Origin of the sequence: Nocardia sp. NPDC052254 (assembly GCF_040679495.1) — a bacterium.
Taxonomy (GTDB): domain Bacteria; phylum Actinomycetota; class Actinomycetes; order Mycobacteriales; family Mycobacteriaceae; genus Nocardia.
The window spans coordinates 188,286-207,835 of the sequence record NZ_JBFAUW010000004.1; the positions used below are offsets into that span (position 1 = coordinate 188,286).

12 protein-coding genes are annotated in these 19,550 nt (G+C 68.6%); 3 read left to right on the plus strand and 9 right to left on the minus strand.

Translation table 11 applies throughout. From position 1 onward, the window contains the following. Nucleotides 1-25 precede the first annotated feature (25 nt). From AB0L57_RS13000 to AB0L57_RS13040, 9 genes are all read right to left on the minus strand, one after another. Entirely contained in the window at nt 26-271 is a 246-nt protein-coding gene (locus AB0L57_RS13000) for a type II toxin-antitoxin system prevent-host-death family antitoxin (protein ID WP_364960896.1), read from the minus strand. 162 nt (nt 272-433) lie between these two features. Next, complete coding sequence (locus AB0L57_RS13005) at nt 434-2,164, minus strand: ABC transporter ATP-binding protein (protein ID WP_364960898.1); 1,731 nt, start codon at nt 2,162-2,164, stop codon at nt 434-436. After that, a complete protein-coding gene (locus tag AB0L57_RS13010) occupies nt 2,161-4,062 on the minus strand; it encodes an ABC transporter ATP-binding protein (protein ID WP_364960900.1) in 1,902 nt (633 codons plus the stop codon). The genes AB0L57_RS13005 and AB0L57_RS13010 overlap by 4 nt, the downstream gene beginning before the upstream one ends. Before the next feature lie 22 nt (nt 4,063-4,084). Next, nucleotides 4,085-8,704 (minus strand): AMP-binding protein, encoded by a 4,620-nt coding sequence (locus tag AB0L57_RS13015; protein ID WP_364960902.1) that lies wholly within the window; start codon nt 8,702-8,704, stop codon nt 4,085-4,087. Further along, entirely contained in the window at nt 8,701-10,350 is a 1,650-nt protein-coding gene (locus AB0L57_RS13020) for a condensation domain-containing protein (RefSeq protein ID WP_364960904.1), read from the minus strand. Before AB0L57_RS13020 ends, AB0L57_RS13015 begins: the two co-directional genes overlap by 4 nt. Before the next feature lie 77 nt (nt 10,351-10,427). Next, nucleotides 10,428-11,432 carry an ABC transporter substrate-binding protein gene (locus AB0L57_RS13025; RefSeq protein ID WP_364960906.1) on the minus strand — a complete coding sequence of 335 codons (1,005 nt, stop codon included), beginning with the start codon at nt 11,430-11,432 and terminating at the stop codon, nt 10,428-10,430. A gap of 113 nt (nt 11,433-11,545) precedes the next feature. Beyond that, the gene (locus AB0L57_RS13030; protein ID WP_364960908.1) at nt 11,546-14,629 is read right to left on the minus strand and encodes an amino acid adenylation domain-containing protein; all 3,084 of its coding nucleotides are present in this window, start codon (nt 14,627-14,629) and stop codon (nt 11,546-11,548) included. Continuing rightward, nucleotides 14,626-15,567, minus strand: coding sequence for a methionyl-tRNA formyltransferase (locus AB0L57_RS13035; RefSeq protein WP_364960910.1), 942 nt, complete (start codon nt 15,565-15,567; stop codon nt 14,626-14,628). The genes AB0L57_RS13030 and AB0L57_RS13035 overlap by 4 nt, the downstream gene beginning before the upstream one ends. 59 nt (nt 15,568-15,626) lie before the next feature. Continuing rightward, on the minus strand, nt 15,627-16,916 hold the full coding sequence (locus AB0L57_RS13040) for a SidA/IucD/PvdA family monooxygenase (protein WP_364960913.1): 1,290 nt from the start codon (nt 16,914-16,916) through the stop codon (nt 15,627-15,629). A gap of 216 nt (nt 16,917-17,132) precedes the next feature. On the opposite strand from AB0L57_RS13040, the gene AB0L57_RS13045 reads away from it, so the two are divergent. The 3 genes from AB0L57_RS13045 to AB0L57_RS13055 all read left to right on the plus strand — a co-directional run bounded on the left by AB0L57_RS13045 (nt 17,133) and on the right by AB0L57_RS13055 (nt 19,503). After that, nucleotides 17,133-17,597 carry a hypothetical protein gene (locus AB0L57_RS13045; RefSeq protein ID WP_364960915.1) on the plus strand — a complete coding sequence of 155 codons (465 nt, stop codon included), beginning with the start codon at nt 17,133-17,135 and terminating at the stop codon, nt 17,595-17,597. A 67-nt stretch (nt 17,598-17,664) separates the two neighbouring features. Beyond that, nucleotides 17,665-18,630, plus strand: a complete 966-nt coding sequence (locus tag AB0L57_RS13050; protein ID WP_364960917.1) for an RluA family pseudouridine synthase — start codon at nt 17,665-17,667, stop codon at nt 18,628-18,630. Between the two features lie 69 nt (nt 18,631-18,699). Then, nucleotides 18,700-19,503, plus strand: a complete 804-nt coding sequence (locus AB0L57_RS13055) for a CPBP family intramembrane glutamic endopeptidase (RefSeq protein ID WP_364960919.1) — start codon at nt 18,700-18,702, stop codon at nt 19,501-19,503. Nucleotides 19,504-19,550: the final 47 nt, after the last annotated feature.

Here is a 19,550-nt window from a genome sequence, read left to right on the forward strand (position 1 = left end):
GTTTTCCGACAGCTGATCACCGCCGTTACTCGTCGATCAGATCACTCACCGACCCTGCCGCGGGAATGGGTTCGGGCGCAGCCATTTTTCGTTGCGACGCCGGCCGAACCGCACCCTGTTGACGCAGTCGCTCCAGCGGGGACAGCGCGTCGACAGGAACAATACGAGCAATGGGGCGCCCGTGGTCGGTCACGGTCACCGTATGTCCGGAACGCACCTCGGCCAAGTGCTGACTGAGGTGATCACGAAGCTCGCGTACACCAATCTCCATCACAACCCCCGTTGTGGCTACATGTTATCGCCACATCGACGGGCATCGGGCTCGGCCTCGACCGACTTGCCGACGACAGCTGGGTACCCGAGTTCGGAACGCACGCCGGGCTCGGTCGTTCCGGATATCCGGAACGACCGAGCCCGCACGAGCTGATTCCGATCAGGCGTCGACCAGGTGCCACCCCGTCGCACGCGAACGCTCCGACCAGAAGTGGGCGTAGCGCCCGCCCAGTTCGAGCAGTTCCGCGTGTGTTCCCCGCTCGACGATCTGCCCGCCCTCGACGAACAGGATCTGGTCGGCGTGGGCGATGGTGGACAGCCGATGTGCCACCACCACGACGGTCTTGTCGCGGGACAGCTCGTGGATGCCGCGGACCACGACGGCCTCGCTGTGCGGGTCGAGGGCGCTGGTGGCTTCGTCGAGCAGGACGATCGGGGCATCCTTGAGCAGGGCGCGTGCGATCGAAACTCGTTGGCGCTCACCGCCGGACAGGGCCGCACCGCCCTCGCCGACCGTCGCTTCCCAGCCATCGGGCAGATGGTCGACGATCTCGTCCACCCGGGCGATTTCGGCGGCCCGGCGCACCTGTTCGTCGGTGGCCTCCGGATTGCCGAGGCGGATGTTGTCGGAGATGGTCTCGTTGAACAGGTAGACGTCCTGGAAGACCAGCGACACCTGGCGCAGCAGGGTTTCCGACGGCTGCCGCCGGACGTCGTGACCACCGACGGTGATACTGCCGGAGCCGACGTCGTAGAACCGCGAGGCCAGTTTCAGCAGCGTGGTCTTACCACCGCCGGACGGACCCACGATCGCGGTGGTGGTGCCGCTCGGGACGGTGAAGGAGACACCGTCGATGACCTTTTCGCCCTCGCGATAACCGAATTCGACCTTGTCGAACACGATCTCGGGTGCTCCGGGCGTCACCGGTTCGGTGGCCTCCGCGAGGTCGTGCTCGGCCAGGAAATCGGTGATGCGGTCGGCCGCGTCACCGGCGCTGCGGATCGCCGTGCTCAGTTGTGCGGCACGGTTGATCGGCTCGATGAACCGGGCGGTGACCGCGATCAGCGCGATGGTGGCGGGGATGGACAGCTCACCGCCGGTCCCCCGGCCCACGATCACGGCCACCACGACCAGGAAGACGATCTGCACGCACAGCGCGAAGACCATCAGGCCGGGAACGCTGGCCGCGATCATCCGGCGCGCGGCAGCGCGCTGTTCCTCCAGCGCTCGTCCCAGCGCCCGGTTGCCGGCGCCGACCGCGCCGAAGGCACGCAGCACCGGCTGCGCCTGCGCAAATTCCACGACCCGCGAATTCGCCTCGGCCGCAGCCGCATCGAGCCGGCGGTCCGCACGGGTGTAGCTGTTGTTGGCCCAGTTGCTCACCAACAGCAGGATCGGCAGGCTGACCAGCATGACCAGCGCGATCCGCCAGTCGATGAAGGCCACCCCGATCGCGACGCCGACGGGTACGAGTACCGCGGTCACCACCGGCGCGAGCAGATAGTTGACCACGCCCATGATCTCGCGTACACCGCCGACGACCATGCGCGAGAGGGAACCGGAGTTGGCGGTGGCGAACCAGCCGAGCGGCAGCGTGCTCAGGTGGTCGCCGAGCCGCGTCTGCACGCCGCGCATCATGCCGACGCCGATCCGCAGACCGACCAGCAACTGCTGATACGTGCACGCCGACGCCACGATCACCGCGAGCGCCAGCCACGCCGTCCAGCGCCAGGCCCGCCCGAAGTCACCGTCGAACAGTGCCTGCAGCACGGGAATCAACAACAGGTAGGCCGCGATCTGCCCCAGTGCGCCCGCACCGATCAACGCCAGCTGACGCGGCACGAAGCGGCGCAGGTCCGGCGGGACGAGCGCGTAGATCTTCCTGATCACCGCAGTTCCCCTTCCGCGTCACGAGCCGCCACCGGGGATTCGCCGAGCACCCCGATCGACGCCTCGTTCTGTTCCCACAAGCGTTGGTAGAGACCACCGGCCACCGACAGGGTCGCGTGGTCACCGGATTCGGCGACCGCGCCCTCGTCCAGCACCAGGATTCGGTTCACTCCGGTGATGGTGTGCAGGCGATGCGCGATCACCAGCACGGTGCGGCCCGCGACCAGCACCGCGAGCGCGTCCTGCACCGCGGCCTCCGATTCGGGATCGGCGAAGGCCGTGGCCTCGTCGAGTACCAGGATCGGCGTATCGGCGAGTAGTGTGCGCGCGATCGACAATCGTTGCGCCTCACCGCCGGACAGCACCGCGTCCACCCCGATCTCGGAGTCGTAACCGCGCGGCAGTTCCAGGATCCTCTCATGGATCTGCGCGGCGCGAGCGGCCCGCTCGATATCGGCGCTGTCGGCCTCGGGGCGTGCCAGCGCGATGTTCTCGCGGATCGTCCCGCGAATCATCCGCACATCCTGCAGCACGAAGCCCACGGTGCGGTACAGCTCCTCGGTGGAGAAGTCGCGAACATCGTTGCCGCCGATGGTGATCCGGCCGTCGGTCACGTCGTAGAAGCGCGGCAGCAGCCGGGCCAGCGTGGACTTACCGGACCCGCTGGGGCCGACGAGCGCGGTGATCGTGCCCGGGGCGAGCTCGAAGTCGAGCTCGCGCAGGACGGTTCGATCGGCGCGATAGCCGAAGCTCACACTCTCGAATCGCACGGCCAGCCCGACCGGCGCCTCGCTCGTCTCCGCGACGGCCGCGGCACCCGAGCGCACCGTCAGCTCCGGTGTCTGCTGCAACTGGTGCAGTCGCAGCGCGGCGGCCGAACCTTCGCGCAAGGCCTGGCCACCGAAGCCGATCCCGAGCAACGCTGCGCCCAGCCCGATTCCGAGCAGCAGGAACGGCAGGATGTCGACCGGATCCATCCAGCCCAGATCGGCGAACCCGAGGCCGGCCACCACGACGACGAGCATCAGCAGGACCGGCGTCAGCAGCAGCTCGGAGGCCGACTGCAGTTTGGTCATCGGGGTCTTCCACGCCAGCAGGCTGTCGGCGGTGTCGTCGACCGCGCGCTGGAAGGTGCCGTGCGCCTTGCGCGCCCGGCCGAATGCCCGCACCACCTGGATGCCGTCGACGAATTCGATGATCGACTGCTCGATGGCGCGCTCACTGGTGTTGAACACCGCGAACCGTTCCTGATGCGCCTTACCCATCATGGCCGCCAGACCGCGGGTGTAGAGGAACAGCGGCACCAGCAGGATCAGGCTCAGCCGCCAGTCGACGGTGAACAGGTAGATCAGCGCGACCAACTGCACGGTGACCGCACCGACGAATTCCAGCCGGGCGTGGGCCACCAGATAGTGCAGTGCCTCCACATCGTCCTGCAGGAACTTCTTGACCTCACCGGAACTGCGGTCCGTGAACCAGCCCAGCGGTACCCGGGTCAGCTTGGCGGCGAGCATCTGCCGCAGGCTGAGCTGGAAGGACGCGTCCACCGCATGGGTCCACACCAGCGCGACCACCTGCAGCAGTCCGCGCAGCACGAGCACGACGACCGCCGCGATCACCAGCCGCCACACCCGGCCGGTGTCGACGGGCGCCGACAGCAGTTCCCGGCAGGCCTCGACGATCAGGATGAACGGGACCACCGAGCAGATCGACGACAGCAGGACCACCAGACTCGCCCAGTTCAGCGTGCTGCTGACCGGTGCGAGGATCTGCTTGCGCGCCAGCCCGTCGGCTCGCTTCTGCTGTTTGAGCGCCACCCGATCGGGCGGTAACGGCTCGGCCGGTATCGCAGTGGTCTGTTCCGTCTGCGACTCGACCGGCTCGGTGTCGACCGTCATCGGCTCGTCCCTCCCATATCTGTCACCCTGCTCCTGCCTGGCCCGCGAATTCGGGCACCGCGAACTCGCTCAGGACGGCCCGCCAGCGCTGCGCGCGCTCATCGGCTCCGGCCTCGTCGAGCACCGCGGAGTTCATGTCGAACACCGCCACGAGTGACGGTCTGGAATCCCGGGACACCACAGCAGTATTCACATCGATCGTGAACCGCAGTGGCAGATCGGGATGGACGGCGATGCCGAATTCGGCGCTGAGATCCGAGAGCGGCACCGGTGACCAGGGCGCATCGCCGAACTGCAGCACATCGAAACGGCCCAGGTGATTGAGCCGGATCTGCCCGCGAGCGGTGAGCGTCCGATCGTCCAGCGGTGCGGGCCCCGATTCCGGTGTCCAGACCGCGAGCTCGGCCGCCGGCACCAGCACCGTCTCCTCGACGGTGAACCAACCCACCCGGCGGGTCTCGTCATCGGGAGCGCGACCGTGCGATTCCCGGGTGATCGCGATCCGGCCGGATGCGTCGCCGGTGTCGGAGACCAGCCGCGCACAGCCCATCAGCAGCAATTCCTCCAGGGCCACACCGGTTTCCGCACAGCGCCGCAGCAGTGTCGCGGTGACGTCCGGGCCCAGCTCCACCGTGCGGTGGATGGCCTGGCGGGCCCGGTCGCGACGCGGATCGGTGAATCGGCCCGACAGCGGTTCACCGAGTGTCGGCGGGACGGTCGCGTCCGGGCCGGCCGGTGTCGCCGGTGCGGCCGCGGCCTCGTTCAGCGGCGACTGTCCCTGCTCCATCCGGCGCAGGTCGTCGACGAGAATCAGCCAGGACACCACATCCACCGCGAGGTGATGGATGGACAACACCAGGCGCGGCCGCGGCCCGGCGAGCACGGTGGCGGCGACCATCCGGCCCCGATCAGGATCGAGGCGGCCGACGGTATCGGCCAGATGCGTTGCGGCACCGGCATCGTCGCGCTCGTCGACCACCGTGAGCAGTTCCGCGGCGCTGGAACTCTCCCCCACGATCAGCGCCGGACCGCCCTCGGCGGCGAGGTCGAGTCGCGAACGCAGACTCGGATGCGCGATCGCCAGCGCCTCGAGTCGCTCGATCACCGACTCCGCTGTGGCCTCGGCGGCGAGCGAGATGACCTGTGATTGGGCGAGATAGCGGTAATCGCCATGCGAGATGATCTCGTGCGCCAGCGCGGTCAGCGGCAGGACGGCACCGGCGCTCCTGACCTCTGCCGCCTCGCTCTCGTCGCCCACCGGGTGGTCCAGCCGCTGCGCCAGATCACGAAGATCGGCCGCCGCAAGCACTTCCCGCGCCGAGATGCGATATCCGCCGCCGCGCAGCCGCGACACCAGATCGATGACGCCGATGCTGTCGATCCCCAGATCGACCAGGCTGTCCAGGATTCCGATCCGGGATCCCGCCGCGCTCTCGCCACTCATCGCCGCCAGCACCGCGAGCAGGGCACGTTCGGTGTCGGTGCTCGGCTCGGCCGCCGCACCGGTGGCCGCCGGCCGAGCCAGCAGTGCGGTGGCCGCGTGCACATCGAGTTTGTCGTTGCGATTCAACGGGATCTCGTCGACCCGCACGATCCGGGTCGGCACCAGGAACTGTGGCAGCCGGCGTGCCAGTTCGGACCGGATACCCCCGACCGGGCGATCGCCCACCACCAGCGCACCCAGGCGGGTACGGCCGTTGTCGGTGAACGCCAGTGCGGCGGCGTGCCGCACCCCGTCGAGTTCGCGAAGTACGACGCTCACCTCATCGGGTTCGACACGGTAACCGTTGATCTTCACCTGGGAATCGATACGGCCTTCGTAGGAGACCGTGCCGTCGACAGCTCGGCGCACCAGATCACCGGTGCGGTAACGCCTTTCGCCCGCGTCACCGGCCACGAAGGTCGAGGCGGTGGCACCCGGCCGAGCCAGATAGCCGAGGGCGAGCTGCGGACCGGACAGATACAACTCGCCCTGACCGCCGGGCGGCACCGGCCGCAGCCGATGGTCGAGTACATGCGCGATCATCGCGTCGAACGGCCGGCCGATGGTGGGAGCGTCGTGGGAGTGCACATCGGCCATCAGGGCCTCGACCGTGGTCTCGGTGGGGCCGTAGAAGTTGATCACCCGGGTGGTCGGCAGCCCCTGCAGACGCCGCCAGGTATCCGGGCTGATCGCCTCCCCGCCGAGCGCCAGAATCGCGAGCGGACAGCTCTCCGCGCCGTCGGCCGTGCGGAACAGTCCAGCGGCGATCAGGCGATTCAGCATCGACGGTGAGGTATCGAAGATGTCGATGCCGAATTCGTCGATGGCACCGACGATCCGCTCGGCATCGGTACGCACCTCGTCACCGAGCAGCACGACCGTATGCCCGCTCAGCAGGGCCACCGTGGGCTGCCAGGCGGCATCGAAGCCGGTCGACCACCCGTGCCCGATGCGCAGCGTGCGGCCCAGCGCGGCCGAGGTGGGGGCGAAGATGCGGCGTTCGTGATTGGACCAGTGGTCGAGCAGCGCGCGATGCGGGACCGCGACGCCCTTGGGCCTGCCGGTGGTTCCGGAGGTGAAGACCACATAGAAGGGAGCATCGGGATATCCACGCGGGGCACGAGGTCGCTCGACGAGCTCCGGTGACACCGTTGCGGCCGAGCGGTTCGGGAACGCCGAGTTGCTCGGTGCCCCTTGAAGATCCGCACTGGACGAGTCGTCGACGATGTCGGCGCGGACTCGCGGACCGGGGGTGGCACCCGCACCGCTGTCGGGATCGGCGAATCGGAGCCTGCCGCCGTTGTCCGGAATGCCGTGACGGCACTGCACCCCTTGCGCCCGCACCTCCGCGAGCACCTCCGCGCGATCGGCATCGGCCAGCACCACCCGAGCACCACTGGTCGTCAGCAGGTAGGCGACCCGGTCGGCCGGTGTCGCCGGATCGATGTGTACGCAGACCGCACCGGTGGATCCGACGGCGAAGGGCGCCTGCAGAACCCGGCGATCACGCGGCAGCATGGAGGCGACGGCAGCACCGGGACCGACACCGGATGATTCGAGTGCGGTCGCCAAAGTGCGCACAGCGGCGCCGAATTCGGAGTAGGTGTGCGCGCCGAATCCATCGACCACGGCGGTGGTACCGGCTGCCGCGTCGACGGCGGCGCACAGCGCCTCCGGAACGGTCCGGAAGCCCCCGGCCGCAACCCGGTGGGCGGCACCGGCGCTGCCCGCCACATCGGCGGCGGGCGCACCGGCGATCGAATCATCGGCCGCACCGGTCGCCGTGGCACGATCGGTCGAGCCGGCCCGCGCACCACGTTCCACATGCGGCGACGCGCCGTCCGCGCTCAGCGTGACGGATTCGTCCGGCAGCAGCACCTCGACCGCGCTGCACCGCGGCGCCCGCGCGATCCGGGTGGCGACCGCCAGCACGCGCCGCGCCATCCGGTCCGGGTCGAAGGTCGTCAGGACGTCCGGGCGGGTTTCCACGCGGCAGATCAGCTCGCCGTTCTCCACCACCGGCACGATCGCGAGCGGATAGTGGCTCGGCGAATCCACCCGGCGGGGCGTGAGTGTGGCACCACCCCCCATCGGCATCGCGGCGGTCACCGACCCGGTGGGCGAATTCTCGAAGACCAGCAGGGTGTCGAACAGCTGCCCCACCCCGGCCGCGCGGGTGATCTCGGCGATTCCCAGATACTCGTGCGCTCGGGTCTGCGCGACCGTGCGCTGCAGCAGCGCACCCACCTCGGCGGGAGCGCGATCGTCCAGGCACACCCGCACCGGGATCGTGGTGACCAGCGCGCCGACCAGCCGCTCGGCATTGGGCAGGGAGGCGTCGCGGCCGGAGGTGGTCTGCCCGAACACCACATCGTCGCGGCCGGTGAGCCCGGAAAGAATACGGCCCCAAGCCAATTGGAGCACGGTGTTGAGGGTGAGCCCACTGGCCCGGGCCCAGGACGTCAGCGTCTCGGTGGCAGCGCGGTCCAGCCGGGCCTCGCCGATGACCGGCAGATCGAGTTCGGCCGGCGCGGGCGGACCGATCATCGGCATGGGAGCCAGCCCGTCCAGTGCCGCAGCCCAGGCCCGGCCCGACGCCTCGGTGTCGCGGGTGGCGAGCCAGGCGGCGTGCTCACGCAACGGCGGGGCGGGCGGCAGGGCGGCGCCGGCACCGCTGTGCAGGGCGATCAGATCGGAGAACAGCAAGGGAATGGACCAGCCGTCGACCACGATGTGGTGTGCGGTGCAGACCAATTCGTAGTCGTCGGCGCCGACCCGGGCGGCCACCACGCGGAACAGCGGACCACGGTCCAGGTCGATGCGACGGCGCGCCTCGGCCCAATAGAGGTCGCGCGCCGCCGCGTCCGGATCGGGGGTGTCGCGCAGATCCACCTCGCGCCAGCCGATCCGGCCGTCGGAGGTGATCACGAGCACCGGATGCGGTACATCCTCGGCGAGCACGGCCGCACCGAGGTGCGGATACCGTTGCAGCACACCGTCGAACGCCTCCCGCAGCGCGGGCAGATCGGTGAGCCCGGAGACCCGCACCGCGAAGGTGACCAGATAGGGATCCACTCCCTGGGCCAGCGAGCTCACCGTGTACAGCCCGCGCTGCAGCGGCGACAGCGCGACTACATCGAGAATGCTGGGACTGTTCACCGGGCGGCGAACTTCCCGGCCAATGCCTGTAGTGCCGCCGCGTCCAGCCCGGAGGCGCTCATCGGAGCGACGGCGGCGGGTTCGGCGGCCTGCTCCCCGCCGGGTTCGGCCGCGACCAGCTGCGCCGCCGCGTCACGCACGGTGGGGAATTCGAACACCTGCTGCACATCGAGGGTGTAGCCGCGTTCACCGAGCAGGGTGACCAGCCGCAGCGCGGCGATACTGTCACCACCCAGCGAGAAGAAGGTGTCGGACCGGCCCACCGGATCGTCCTCGTCGAGATCGAGCACCTCGCGGATGCAGTCGGCGAGCAGACGTTCGGCATCGGTCTCGGGTTCGCCGCCCAGGCCCGTCATCCCCGCGAAGGCCACGTCCGGACGTTCGAACAGGGCCGGGACCGACGACTCGGACGGCACCGTCGAATCGTCGAGGGCGACCGCCCAATCCGCGAAGCGCTGCTCGAAGGCCGAAGCGACGGCGTCGATGTCGGCGTGGCCGGCCAGCACCGCGGGGAAGTCGACGGTCACCGTCGCCCCGTCCGCGCCGGAGGCGATGTCGACCACGATGTCCGCACCGTGCGGCCGGGCGATGCGGCGCGCCAGCTCGCGTACCGGGAGATCGGCGTGCACCGCACCGTCGCGCACGTTCACCAGCGCCTGGAAGGGCACCCCGTCGGCCACCGCGGCCGCACCGCGCAACTGGTGGGTCAGCTGCTCGATTCGGGTTCCGGCGTGTGCGCGCGCCGCGCCGGCGAGTTCGGACACCGCGGCGATCCGCTCGCGCGCAGTACCCGCCGAGGCCGTATCCACCCGCAGTATCAGGTAATTCGCGTAGGCGCCCAGGGCGAGGCCCGCGTCGTCGCGGTTCGCGTCGACGATGCCCACCGCCAGGTCCTCGCCCAGACCGGCGTCGGCCAGCACGGTCGCCAGGACCGCGGTGGCCGCGGCCTCGAGATCCGCCCCGGAGGTGAGCGCGGTGACGGCGGCGGCGGACAACCCGACCACGCGCCGCGCCGAGGGCGCGGCAACCTGTCCGGCGGTGTCCTCGGCGGCCGGCTCGGGCACCACGACGGTCGCGCGCTCGGGCAGCCCGTCCAGTCGCTCCAGCCAGTAGTTCAGGTCGCCGTCGGCGGCGTTCCCGGCCAGCGTCTTGACCTGCGCCAGCGCATACGACCGATACTGCTGTACGGATTGCGCCGCACCGGAAGCGGTTTCGGAGCCCAGCAGCTCGGTGATGAGCAGATCGACCGTGCGGTCGTCGGCGGCGATCGGATGCAGGGTCACCGACAGTACGGTGCGCTCCGGCAGGCGATACAGCCGCAGCCGGACCGGGAGATCGGCGGCGAGATCGAACCGGTGCCCGGCATCGGCGAGCAGGCCCGCGGCGAGATCCTCGTCCGCGGCGAGCGCTGCCACCTCGAGCACCGATTCGGGCGCGTCGGCGACCTGCTGATAAGGAATGCGGCGGTCACCCGGATACACCGTGCGCAGAATCTCGTGCCGGGTCAGTGCGGTCACCGCCGCGCGGCCGAGTGCGTCGACGTCGGCGTCGGCGGTGATCTCCAGTGCCACGAAGAGATTCGCCGCCGGCGTACCCCGCAGGCGTTCGGGCAGCAGGGAGGCCTGCTGTGCCGGGGACAAGGGCACGCCCCGCCCACCGGACCGTGCGGCAGAGCCAGGACCTGCGGGGTTGAAGACAGACGAGTCGGACATGACTGGACCCCTTACTTGGCGATGTTGGCCAGCGTCGGCTCGAGCTTGCCGAGCACATACGGCACCGACAGCGCGGTCGGCAGGTTGATGGCGTTGATCGTCGTCATGTCGACGAACGAGATTCCACCCTGACGCACCGACGGCAGATCCGAATACCCCGGCAGCTGAGTGAATTTCTCCTGCATACCCGGCACGGCACCGCACACCAGCAGATCGGAGGTCAGATCGCCGAGCCGCTCCGGCGACAACGCCAGCCGCCCGCCCGCGGGTGCCTCGGCGACGAGCTTCTCCGGCATGGTCAGGCCGAGCCGGATGAAGGTCTGGGCGGATCCGTCCTTGGGATCGGCCAGCACCATCAGCTGGGTCGGAGTGGAGAGCAGGCAGGTGAGGAAGGTCTTGCCCTTCAGCTTCGGGTATTTCGCGGCGACGGCGTCGATCTTGCCGTTCACATCCGCGACGACCTGCTGTGCGGCATCGTCCTTGTGCAGTGCTTTGCCCAGCGCGGTCACCTCGTCCTGCCACGGATCGATCTGCGCGCCGGAGATGTTGCCGACGGTCGGGGCCAGCTTCGAGAGCTTCTCGTACATGGCCTTGTCCATCAGGTAGTTGGGCGCCAGGATGAGATCCGGCTCCAGCGCGGCGACCTGTTCGACGAGGTCACCACCGGAGGTGAGCGCCTTCGCGCCGTCGAGCTGCGCGGCCGGCAGCCATGGCGCCGATGTGTTGGGCCCGGCACCCGGAATCAGATAGCCGACCGGCTTGACGCCCAGTGCCACAGTGGTTTCCACCCACTGGTTACCGATCGCCACCACCCGCTTCGGCGTGCCCTCGACCTCGGTCTTGCCCAGGCTGTGGTCGATGGTGACCGCGCCATCGGAATTGGCGTCGTCATCGCTGGAACCGCAGGCGGCCGCGGTGGCGACCAGACCGAACGCCATCACGACCAGCCCCGCCCGCCGCAGCGCGATGCGCACACGCCCTCCGGCGCGCGGCGCGGTAGCTCGATCTCGATTCATGACGTCAACTCCTTGCATTCACAACTCCGCCGAGCACGAGGCACCGCGGCGATCATCCGATCTGCACAGATCGTAGCTTAGGCTAAGCTAATAAAAGCTGGAAGGGAACCCGATCAGTAGACATCGACCGGGGCTTCGTGCTCGGTGCGCACCTCCACGCGCGTCGCCAGACCCGACACCGTCGGATTGTCGAACAGTTCACGAATCCCGATCCGCACCCCGAATTCGGTACGGACCCAAGCCAGCAGCCGAGCGGCGAGCAGCGAATGCCCGCCCAGTTCGAAGAACGAATCATCGGCACCGATGCGCTCGCGGCCGAACATCTGCCCGAACATCTCCGCGATCCTGATCTCCACGGCGGTACCCGGCTCCCGGAACAGTTCGGCACCTGCCAGTTCCGGTCGCGGTAGCGCGGGGCGATCGAGCTTTCCGTGTTCGGTCAGCGGGATCTCGTCGATACTGGCGTAGGCCGCCGGAATCATGAAGCGCGGCAACACCGTCGCGGCATGGGCGCGCACCGCGTCGAAGTCCACGGTGGTAACACCCGGGGCCGGCACGATGTAGGCGGCCAGCACCGAGCCGATCGAGGCATCGGATATCGCGGCGACGACACACTGGCCCACATCCGGATGTCCGGCCACGGCTGCTTGCACCTCGGCCAGCTCGATCCGATAGCCGCGCACCTTCACCTGCTCGTCGGCACGCCCGAGGAATTCGAGGGCACCGTCACCGTTGCGGCGGGCCAGATCGCCGGTGCGATACAGGCGACCGCCCGGCGTGAACGGATCGGCGACGAATCGTTCGGCACTCGCCCCGGCGCGGTGCAGATAGCCCCGCGCCAATTGGCTTCCGCCCAGATAGATTTCGCCGGCGGCACCGGTGGGCACCAGCTGCAGGCGCTCGTCGAGCAGATACAGATGGACGTTGCGGTTGGGATGGCCGATCGGCACGATCCTCGTGCCCTGCGGTCCCTCCACCGTGAAATGCGTGGACGAGACCACCGCCTCGGTCGGCCCGTAGTGATTGCGCAGTTCGGCGTCGAAGTGGCCGGCGAAGCGGTCGGCGACCTCGCCGTACAGCGCCTCACCGCCGACCGGCACGTGCCGCAGGGCGCGCCAGTGATTCACCTCGGGCAGCATCAGCAACGTGCTCAGCAGCGAGGGCACCATGTGCAGCACCGTGACACCGCAGCGCGAGATCACATCGGCCACATACGGAATATCGTCGAAGGCATCGGGTTTCGGCACGACCAGGCAGGCACCGAGGGTGAGCGTGACGAAGACGTCGAGCAGCGAGGCGTCGAATCCCACCGACGAGGACTGCAGCAGGCGGTCCGCGGCCGTCATGTCCCATTGGGCACAGAACCCGTCGAGATGTTCGGCGATCGCGGCGTGCGATACCGGCACGCCCTTCGGCGTCCCGGTCGATCCGGACGTGTAGATCACATAGGCCAGCTGGCCGGGACGCAGCGGCCGGACCCGTTCGGCGTCGACGGGATCATGGCAGGGCAGTTCGGCGGCGGCTGCTGCGGCGGCACGCAATTCGGCGATTCCGAAGACCGCCGCCGGTCGCGCGTCGGCGAGCAGGAAGTCCGCGCGGTCCGGCGGATAGGCCGGATCGATCGGCAGATAGGCGGCACCGGCTTTCAGTACGGCCAGTACCCCCACCACGAACTCCACCGAGGTGCCCATCCGCAGCGCCACCACATCCTCGGCGCCGATGCCCTGCCGGATCAGATGGCGCGCCAGGCGATTCGCACGCCGGTTCAGCTCGCCGTAGCTCAGTTCGAGATCGACGTCGGGCGCGGCGACCGCCACCGCTTCCGGATCGGCGGCGACCCGGCGCTGCAACAGTTCCACCAGCGTGGCCGGGGCCACGTCGACGAGTTCACCGCGAGACAGCTCCAGCACCGCATCGCGATCCCGGCTGCCGAAGATGTCGAGTTCGCCGATGCGCCGATGTGGCTCACGTACGGCGCCATCGAGAACCCGCAGGTAATGACCCAGGAACCGCTCGACGATCCGCGCGTCGAATTCATCGGCCTGATAGGCGATCTCGACCCGGGCCCGCCCGGGATCGGTGACCACGGTCAGCGACAGCGGCATCCGCGTGGTCGGACTGCGCAGCGCCATCTGCGCGGCTTCGATACCGTCGAAGCCGAAGGCCGGACTGCGGCGGACCGCGAATTCCATCCGGGCCAGCAGTTCCAGCCCGTCCCGGCCGCCGGTCCGCTCCGGGTTGAGTTCGGCGACCACACGATCGATACCGACGCGCCGATGCTCGAGCGCCCCGGTGACCCGGTCGTGCACGGATCGCACGCACTCGTCGAAGCCCGCGGCCGGATCCAGGGTGGAGCGCAGCAACAGCGTATTGCCGAAGTAGCCGATACCCGACACGGGTGCGTCCGGGCGCATCGAGGCCGGTACACAGACCAGGAAATCCGTTGCGGCGGTGTAGCGATGAACGAGGACGTCGTAGGCGGCGAGCAGGACCGCGAAGGTGGTGGTTCCCGCCGCCCGGGCGAATGCCTCCATCTGCTCCGCGGTATCGGCCGGCAGGACCGCCGCGATGTGCGCGGTCCGCAGCGTGGCCGTGACCGCCGGCGCGATCCGGCCCGGCAACTCGACCGGCTGCGGCAGCGGAATCAACGCATCGCGCCAATATCGCAGGCCCACATCGGATTCGGCTTCCGCCGCCGTGACCGGAGGCACCGACGGCAGAGCCTGCCCGTTGTAGCGCGCACCGACCTCGGCACAGAAGGGTTCCCAGGACAGCTCGTCCCAGCCGATGGCGTGCACCACCAGCGCGAGGACGAACTCGACGTCTCCCGTACGAATCACGGTGCAGCGCAAGGGTGTTTCGACGGCGAGATCGAACGGCCGCCCGGCCTCCCGGCGGACCAGCACCTCCACCCGCCGATCGCGGCCGGTGGCCGCGAGCTCCCGCAGATCGACCTCCTGCCATGCGGGCGCGGCCGTGGGCCGGACCACCCGGCGCGGCTCGTCGTCGCCGTCGCAGCTGTAGGTGCTGCGCAGAATATCGTGTCGCGCAACGACATCGGCGACGGCGCAGCGCAGGCGTTCGGTATCGAACGCACCCGTGAGCCGGAAGACCGCACAGCTGTTGAGCGTGGTGTCCTCCGGATCCCGGGTCTGCAGGAACCAGATACGGCGCTGGGCCGCGGACAGCGATATCACTGCGGTGCGTCGGTGAGATATCCGCCGCGCGCGAAGAATTCGGCGGCGTCGTGCTCGGTGCCGTCCACGGTCCGCACCCGGGTGATGCGCAGACCGAGGTTGCCGCCGCGATGAGCGTCCGGACCACAGATCACCACACCGCCGTCCTCCTGGACCACGACGCGACCGGGAGTTCCGCCGTAGCGGGCCTGGGACAGAGTCGCCGCGAGGACCTCGATCTTCTCGCCGCGGTAATAGGAGAACGCCCGTGGATACGGTTCCGACAGTGCGCGCACGAATCGCTCGAGATCCACCGCGTCCCACTGCCAGTCGATCCGGCCGTCACGCTCGGAACGCTTGTGGAAGTAGGTGCGCTGGGACTTGTCCTGTGGACGCCACACCGCGGTACCGGACTCGATGGCCGACAGGGCCTCGTTCACCGCGCCGGGAATCAGCTCCATACCGGCTATCACCAGTTCGGTGCCGGTGGCGGTGGGGCCGATCGGCAGCGAATGCTGCACGATGATGTCGCCGGTGTCGAGTTGCTCGTCCATCCGGTGCACGGTGAGACCGAATTCGCTCTCACCACTGATCAGCGCCCACAGCACCGGAGAGAAGCCGGTGAACTTCGGCAGCAGCGAATCGTGCAGGTTGATCGTGCCGTGCTTCGGCATCAGATACAGCTCCGGCGGCATCCAGGTGTACCAGCTGTTCACCACGATGATGTCGGGCTCGGCCTGCTTGACCAGGTCGATGGTCTCGGCGTCGGCCCGCTCGGTCAGATGCACCGGGATGCCGTGCTCACGGGCGAGATCCTCGACCGAATCCGACCAGATGCCCTTGTAGGCGTGCTCGCTGGCCGGATGCGTCACCGCCAGCACCACCTCGTGATCCGAATCGATCAGGGCCTGCAGCGTTTTCCGACCCCAGGTCTGATAGCCGAACGACACGATACGCATGAAACCGAACCTCATTCCCTTTAACTAAGGGTAGCCTAGCCTACGGATATTTCTCGTGGTCAGCGCGGCCCGGCCACACCGGCCGCACGCGCCGCGGGCGCCACCGCACGATCCGGCACCCCGCCGAGCACCCGGTCCGAAAGTTCGCCCAGACAGCTCAGATTCGGGAATCCGGGCCCCTGCGCCACCCCGGACAGATTGGGCAGATACAACTTGGCGTCCAGTCCGGCGACCGCGAGATCATGGCCCATCGCGGCCTCCAGCCGACCCTGCGTGATGGGCCCACCGACGGCCAGCTCGACCAGATCGGCCGCATCGGAATCGAACAGATCCAGGAACCACAGCGGCTGCCCGCCGGTGGCATCGACGACCAGGTCGAAAGCGTGCAACTGATCGGGCCGGCGTTCGTTGCGCAGCGTGAGCGAGACTCCGTCACCACGCTCGGCCACCCGCACCACCCGGCCCTGCAGATGATGAACCCGGTTGTCCGCCAGCACGTTCTCCTGCACCCGCACCGAGAACACGCCACGATCGGTGCGGCGGATGACATCGCGGCGTTCCTGCAGGCTCAGCGCCCGCCACTTCGCTGGATCGCTGAACAGCGAGTTCTCGAAGTAACTCTCACCGCGGGTGTAGATGGTCGCGCCGGGCGAGATCACCGACACGGTCAGCACATCGTGGCGGACCAGCTCGTCGACCGCGGAACCCGCGGTCTCACCACCACCGATGACCGCGGCCCGCGAGGACACCGGCAGCCTGCGCTTGCCCGCGAGATCCCAGAAGTCGGAGATACTCAGCACTTTCGGATGCTGCGCCAGCGCCCGGCGACTGTTGCCCGGACCGGTGATCATCAGCCCGTCGGTGTCGATCTCGGTCTCGCCACCCTGCGCATCCGCGACGGTGACCAGCCAGCCGTCGGCGGCCGCCCTGACCCGGCGCACGGCGCCGAGCACCAGTTCCACCTCGGACTTGCGCGCCACCCACTGCAGATAGTTGGCCCAGACGTGATGATGCGGACTCGGCCGGCCGCGGTCGACCCATTCGGCGTAGGTGCCGTTCTCGACCAGGAAGGAATTCCAGCTGTAGGCGACCATCTCCCGATCGATGTCGCGATTGTGCCCGCGCGCCCACGTCGAGTGGTACGGGAAGCCGACATCCTTCTCCGGACTGGTACCGAGCCGATGCTGACCGTCGGTCCAGCCGCCGGTGGGCAGCCAATTGCCACCGACCGCATGCGATTCCACCACCACCACGCGTGGCGCGGGCAGTCCCAGGTCTCGCAGGACCCGCGCCTTGGCCGCAACTGCCATCGCCTTCGGCCCGGCTCCGACCACGAGAAGCGTCTTCACTGGTTCTCCCGTTCTGTGATTCCAGCCACCGCGCAACCGGCAATATCGACGCTCAGCTGCGCATCTCCGACAAACCGGGAGTCGATACTCACCGCACTGCCGATTGAGTGTTACCTACCTTTGCATAGGCTTACCTTATATTGCTAGGTGGTGCCAGACGTTGCGAACCGATTGCGAGGTATGGCACTCCTGTCCCACGACCGATCGGAAACGACCATGATCAAGATCAAATCCCGTGCCGTTGCGGCCTTTTCGCTGGCCGCTGTGGTCTTCGCCGGTGGAGTCGCCTCGGTGACCCCGGCGGTCGCCGCGCCGATCGCCGCACCCGTCCACGCAGCGGCGCCCGGCGTCGGTGAACTGCAGAGCAAACTGCAGTTGATACTCGACCCGAACGGCTCGCGGGGCGCCCGCGCCAACGAGCTCGAGGCCGGCGAGGCCGGGTTGCCGCTGCTGGATCAGGTCGGCGGCGTGATGGCCTCGGTGCCCGGGTTCCAGTGGCAGGCCGTGGAGCCGGTCAGCGTCAACGGTGACACCCTCACCCACAACCTGCAGATCAACGTGCCCAGCTTCGACGCCATGTTCATCGAGCTGAAGTGGAAAGAAATCGACGGCACCTGGAAGCTGACCCGCGAATCCGAGTGCACCATCGCCTATTACGCGAATCTGCCCTGCACCGTATAGCCCGTAGCACCCGACGACACCCTCACCTGCGCGATCACCCCTCGTCGCGGGTGGTTAGTGTCGTCGGGTGCGACGCCGGCAGAAACCGCCGCTGCCCAAGCGCAACGGACTCGATCCGGCGCGGCTGCGGCTCCCCGAAGACACGGAAGGAACCTGGGCCACGATCCGCGACCATCTGGTCGAGCGGCTACCCCGGGTTCCCGCCGCGCGCATCGACGAACTGCTCGCCGAGGGCGGCATCGTCGACCTGGACGGCCCGATCGCGCCGGACGCGCCCTATGTCCCCGGTGGCGCGGTGTGGTTCCATCGCGATCTGCCGGACGAGACGCCGGTGCCGTTCGAGGTCACCGTCGTCCATCGCGACGAGACTCTGCTCGTCGTCGACAAACCGCATTTCCTGTCGACCATTCCGCGTGGTCAGCACATTCTCGAGACCGCGCTGGTGCGCTTGCGCCGCGACCTGGATCTCCCCGATCTGATCCCCGCACATCGCCTCGACCGCGCGACCGCCGGACTGATCCTGTTCGTGATCGATCCCACCCGGCGCGGGGCATATCAGACGCTGTTCCACAAGCGCCGGGTGCACAAGCGGTACGAGGCGATCGCGCCGCACGATCCCGGACTCGATCTCCCGCGCACGGTACGCAGCCGGATCATCAAGGAGCGCACCGTGCTTCGCGCCTTCGAAGTCGAGGGTGCGCCCAATGCGGAAACCCTGGTGGAACTGCTCGAGCACCGCGACGGACTGGGACGGTACCGATTGAGCCCGCACACCGGGCGTACCCATCAGCTGCGCGTCCACATGAACGGGCTCGGCATCCCGATTCTCGGCGACGACTTCTATCCCGAACTCACCGATCGACCGGTCGACGATTTCACCAGACCGCTGCAACTACTGGCGGCCACCCTCGCGTTCACCGATCCGATCACCGGGGCCGAGCGCCGGTTCGAGACCACGCGGACGTTGCAGGCGTGGACCGATCACGAGGGCTGGGCGGCAGCGGCCGGTCCGTCCGCCGACGAACCGCACTAGGGCGGCGATGCCACGATCGTGACCCGTGGAACACGGCGCGTCCGCGCACATGAACGTAGACTGGCGGCGATGTCTCGAAACGATAACGGGGCTGTGCCGTCCGGCGTTGTTCAGGCCGGATCCGCTCAGAACGCAGTTGTTCAGACCGCCGCCCCGGCCGTACCCGGGCGTCGGCTACACGCCTATATCGACGTCGCCGTCGTCGTGGTGGTGCTGGCCGGAACCAATCTGATCGCGCATTTCACCTCGCAATGGGCCAATATCGCGACCGTTCCGGCGGCCGCGCTGATTCTCGTGGCGCTGATGCGCCGCCGCGGCCTGGGCTGGGCAGAACTGGGCCTGTCACCGCGGCACTGGCGACGCGGCACGCTGTACGCGCTCGGCGCGGTCGCCATCGTCGTCGGCGCGGTGGTGATCGGCGCGCTACTGCCGGTGACACGGCCGTTCTTCCTCGCCAATCGGTACGCCACCCTCTCCGGCGCGCTGATCGCGTCGATGATCGTCATTCCGCTGCAGACGGTGATCCCGGAGGAACTCGCCTTCCGCGGCGTTCTGCACGGCGCCCTCGACCGGGCCACCGGTGCGCGCGGGGTGTTCATCACCGGATCGCTGCTGTTCGGCTGCTGGCACATAGCCTCCTCACTCGGACTCACCAGCGGCAATCGCGGATTGAGCACACTGCTCGGCGGCGGCCTTCCCGGTCAGATCGCCGGCATCGGCCTGGCCGTGCTCGCCACCGCGGCGGCCGGTGTGGTGTTCACCTGGCTGCGCCGCCGCAGCGGCAGCCTGCTCGCACCGATCGCGCTGCACTGGTCGCTCAATGGCGCCGGAGCACTCGCCGCCGCCATCGTCTGGCACACCGCCGTGCACTGAATTCCCGCCCGCGGCAATTCCTTTCCGGGCGCGTCGTACGAATTACC